This is a genomic window from Kitasatospora sp. NPDC096140, assembly GCF_040303045.1.
GTDB lineage: Bacteria > Actinomycetota > Actinomycetes > Streptomycetales > Streptomycetaceae > Kitasatospora.
Genome location: NZ_JBEOUW010000109.1, coordinates 1 through 2,050 on the forward strand (window position 1 = coordinate 1; position 2,050 = coordinate 2,050).

A 2,050-nucleotide genomic window follows, 5' to 3' on the forward strand; every position below is an offset into this window, starting at 1 on the left:
GGGGCCGCGGTCGCCGCGGCGGGCGCGCGCGAAGCCCGTCCGCGCGCGCCTCGGGCGGCTGCTCCGGGAGAGCCGAGCCGTCGGTCACGGGCCGCCTCCCGGGACCGGGCGCAGTGCCCGCCCGGCGGCGGACCCCGGGCCCAGCAGACCGCCCACCAGCGAGCCCGCGCCGTCGTGGTCGCTCCCCGCCGAACCGCTGCCGTTCTGGAGGTTGGCCGTGCGGTCGACCTCCAGCCACGAGTCGGCGTGGGAGTTGTCCACGACCGTGATCAGGCTGTCGGCGGCCGCGGGTACGGCGCCGCCCGCGAACAGCGCGCCGACCCCCGTCAGCCCCACCACGCCGACCCGCAGCACGCCGGTCCGCAGCACGCCGGTCCGCAGGGCACCGACCCGCAGAACGGCTGCGCTCGGGGGCGGGGCGGGCCCGCGCTGCCCGGCCCTCATACCGTCACCGCCGTCAGCCCCCCGGAGCGGGAGATGTTCCGCTCCAGCAGTTCGGTGGACTCCCGCACGCCGACCTGCCGGTCCTCCTCGGCCGACGCGGGCAGCCGTCCGTCGGCGATCTTCAGCCCGGCCAGCGCCTCCTCCATGGCCCGGTGCGCGGCGAACAGGCACGGCGTGCTGTAGATGGCCACGTCCACCCCCAGCTCCGTCAGCTCCGAGAGCGACAGCCGGGGGGACTTGCCGCCGGCGATCTGGTTGAACAGCAGCGGCTTGTCGCCGACCACGGCGCGGATCCGGCGGATCCACTCCTCGCTGCGCACGCCGTCGACCAGCACCACGTCGGCGTCCGTGGCGGCCAGCGCCCGGGCGCGGCGCAGGATGTCGTCCTCCTCGGTGGCGTCCGTCCGGGCGACGACCACCAGGTCCGTCCGGTTGGCGAGGACGAGCTCCAGCTTCTCCAGGTACTCCTCCAGCGGGAGGACCTGCTTGCCGTCCGCGTGCCCGCACCGGCGCGGCCGCTTCTGGTCCTCCAGGATCACGCCCGAGGCGCCGATGCGTTCGAGCCGGCGCACCACGTGGCAGGCCACCTCGGGATCGACGTAGCCGTCGTCGATGTCGACCAGGAGGTGGTGCCGGGGGAACGCGCCGCGCAGCCGCTCGACGAATCCGACCATGTCCGGCCAGGCGATGAAGCCGATGTCGGGCAGCCCGTAGTAGGAGGCCGCGAAGCCGAAGCCGGAGACGAACATGCCGTTGTAGTGCTCGGCCGCGATCGAGGCCGAGTACATGTCGTAGACGCCGATCAGGGGCGTGGTGCCGGGGCCCGCGATCTCCGCCCGGAGCCGCTGCCCGGGGGCGCTCTCCGTCGTGGTTCCGTGGAACAAGGCCTTCTCCTCACCTGGGATGACTTTGCCTGAACTTGGTGTCCGCTAGACCAAACTGAGGTGCCATCACTATGCGCCCTTTAATGTTCCGTGGGCAAATCTTTAAAAGAGATTCCCCCGTTGGAGTGAAGGTGCGGCGAAAATAGGAACATCGCAAAAAGCGGCCAATGGCGAATGCCACCTGGGCTGGCAGTTACCGGGGGCCGGACCTCGGGCGGGCGATCGGCTTTGGCGCCGTGACGGGACTGGCCCTGTCGCTGCCGGGTGAATCGCACCGGACCCCGGGGGCGTCCTCGACCTGTCGGCCGTCGTCGGAATCGCACTGGCCGTCTTCGTCCGGGTCGAACTGCGCAGCCCCGCACCGCTGTTGGATCTGCGCCTGTTCGCCCGGGTGTCGTGCTCGGCACCGGTCTGCTGCTGAGCGGCGTCGGCGTCGGACTGATGGGCCCGGCGACGGGTGCGGCGGTGTTCGCGGCGCAACCGGGTGCTGGTCGCCGCCTCGGCGGCCGGGCTCCTCGGCGCGGTGCCGACGCCCGCCCGTCCGCGCTGAGGCACGGACGGGAGCCGGCCGGGCCGGGGAAGGGGCCGAGAAGGGGCGGGGCCGGCGTGGCGGCCCCGCCGGGGCTCAGAAAGTGTTGGGTAATTGATCAACTTCATGGCGTGATCCACTGGTGGTGATCTTTGCGTTGCCCTGTCCGCGAAGATCACCGCCATGTGTGTCT

At 72.2% G+C, this 2,050-nt stretch carries 2 protein-coding genes; both read right to left on the minus strand.

Features of this window, described 5'->3' with window-relative positions; genetic code table 11:
- Window positions 1–84: 84 nt before the first annotated feature.
- A complete protein-coding gene (locus ABT048_RS41610; RefSeq protein WP_350526856.1) occupies window positions 85–444 on the minus strand; it encodes a hypothetical protein in 360 nt (119 codons plus the stop codon).
- Window positions 441–1,328 (minus strand): isocitrate lyase/PEP mutase family protein, encoded by an 888-nt coding sequence (locus ABT048_RS41615; RefSeq protein WP_350526857.1) that lies wholly within the window; start codon window positions 1,326–1,328, stop codon window positions 441–443. Before ABT048_RS41615 ends, ABT048_RS41610 begins: the two co-directional genes overlap by 4 nt.
- Between the last annotated feature and the right edge of the window lie 722 nt (window positions 1,329–2,050).

Coding starts and splice junctions, on each gene's coding strand:
- ABT048_RS41610 (WP_350526856.1), bottom strand. CDS start 444: ATGAGGGCCGGGCAGCGCGGGCCCGCCCCGCCCCCGAGCGCAGCCGTT.